Annotated in this window: 3 protein-coding genes; 1 reads left to right on the top strand and 2 read right to left on the bottom strand. The window is 76.0% G+C overall.

Annotation, left to right across the window (positions count from 1 at the left end):
• The coding region (locus tag VI078_06530) for a DUF4301 family protein (protein ID HEY5998947.1) at positions 1-490 on the top strand (490 nt) is incomplete at its 5' end.
• Positions 491-541: 51 nt separating this feature from the next.
• Here the strand turns inward: VI078_06530 and msrB are convergent.
• Together msrB and VI078_06520 are read right to left on the bottom strand one after the other, a co-directional pair.
• Positions 542-1,015 (bottom strand): peptide-methionine (R)-S-oxide reductase MsrB, encoded by a 474-nt coding sequence (gene msrB, locus VI078_06525; protein ID HEY5998946.1) that lies wholly within the window; start codon positions 1,013-1,015, stop codon positions 542-544.
• A gap of 161 nt (positions 1,016-1,176) precedes the next feature.
• A partial coding sequence (locus VI078_06520; GenBank protein HEY5998945.1) for an HD domain-containing phosphohydrolase occupies positions 1,177-1,519 on the bottom strand: 343 nt, incomplete at its 5' end.

Raw genomic sequence — 1,519 nt, 5'->3', positions numbered from 1 at the left:
CCTGCACGACGCGCTCGGCGAGCCCGAAGTCCCCGCGGCGCGGGAGGCGCTGTCGGCGCTCCTGGCGCGGCCCCTGCGCGTGTGCGGCATGGTGCCGAACACCGGCGAGCCGGGCGGCGGGCCGTTCTGGGTGCGCGGCCGCGACGGCCGGGTGACGCGCCAGGTCGTCGAGACCTCGCAGGTCGACCCGGGCTCCCCGGCGCAGCAGGCCGTGCTCGCGCGCGCGACGCACTTCAACCCGGTGTTCTTCGCCTGCGCGCTGCGCGGCCCGGGCGGGCGGCCGTGGCGGCTGGAGGAGTTCGTCGACCCCGAAGCCGTGATCGTCACCCGGCGGAGCGCCGGCGGCAGGGAGTTGCTCGCGCTGGAGCGCCCCGGCCTGTGGAACGGCGCGATGGCCCGCTGGAACACGGTGTTCGTCGAGGTGCCGCTCGCGGTCTTCAACCCGGTGAAGACGCTGTTCGACCTGCTGCGGCCGGAGCACCAGGCCTGAGCGCCGGGGCCCGGGCCGGCGACGCGGCGCGGGCCCGCGCCGCGCTCCCGGTCACTTCGCCGGCACGAACCTGAGCGCGGCGGAGTTGATGCAGTAGCGCAGGCCCGTCGGCCGGGGGCCGTCGTCGAACACGTGCCCGAGGTGCCCGCCGCAGCGCGCGCATTCGAGCGCCACCCGCTGCATGCCGAAGCTGCCGTCGGCGGTGCGCACCACGTGGCTCTCGACCGCGGGCTGCCAGTAGCTCGGCCAGCCGGTGCCGGAGTCGAACTTGTGCGCCGACGAGAACAGCTCGAGGCCGCAGCCGGCGCACACGTACGTGCCCTTGCGGTGCTCGTTCCAGTACGCGCCGGTGAACGCGCGCTCGGTGCCCGCCCGGCGGAGCACGTCGAACTGCCCCGGGGTCAGCAGCCGGCGCCACTCCGCCTCCGTGTGCGTCACGTGGCCGATCGGCTCGGGCGCCGTCGCGCCGGCGGTCGTCGTCACGAGGGCGAGCAGCAGGGGCGCGGCGAAGCGGGACAGGTTCATGGCGGACCTCCGAAGGGCGGACGGGGCCCGGCGCGAGCCGGGGGGACGGACGCTCTTCCGATGGACCGGTGGCGCCGGCGGTGTCCCGTCCCCGTCAAAGCTGGCCGGGCGCCGTGCCTGTCGGCGCGGCGCCCGGAGCATGTCGTGCGCGATCGGCCGGGTCAGGCGGCGGCGAGGTCGCCCCGGCGCACGAAGATCTCGAGCTCGTCGCGCGTGAACGCTTCCCACAGCCGGCCGCTGTCGTGCAGCTGCACGAAGGCGTTGACCACGTCGGGGAAGAACTGCGTGCCGGCGTGCCGGCGCAGCTCCTCGCAGGCGGCGCGCGACGGCAGGCCCCGGCGGTAGGGCCGGTCCTCGGTCATCGCGTCGTACGCGGCGCACACCATGATGACCCGCGCCCCGATGGGGATCTGGTCCGCCGAGACGCGGCGCGGGTAGCCGGCGCCGTCCGGGCGCTCGTGGTGGGTCCATACGATCTCGGCCGCCGCCTCGAGGCCGGCGATC

It is taken from the genome of bacterium (assembly GCA_036524115.1).
Taxonomy (GTDB): Bacteria; JAUVQV01; JAUVQV01; order JAUVQV01; family DATDCY01; genus DATDCY01.
Note: the sequence above shows the minus strand (reverse complement) of the source record. Positions and strands in the feature narration are given on the sequence as shown.

Coding starts and splice junctions, on each gene's coding strand:
- msrB (HEY5998946.1), bottom strand. CDS start 1,015: ATGAACCTGTCCCGCTTCGCCGCGCCCCTGCTGCTCGCCCTCGTGACG.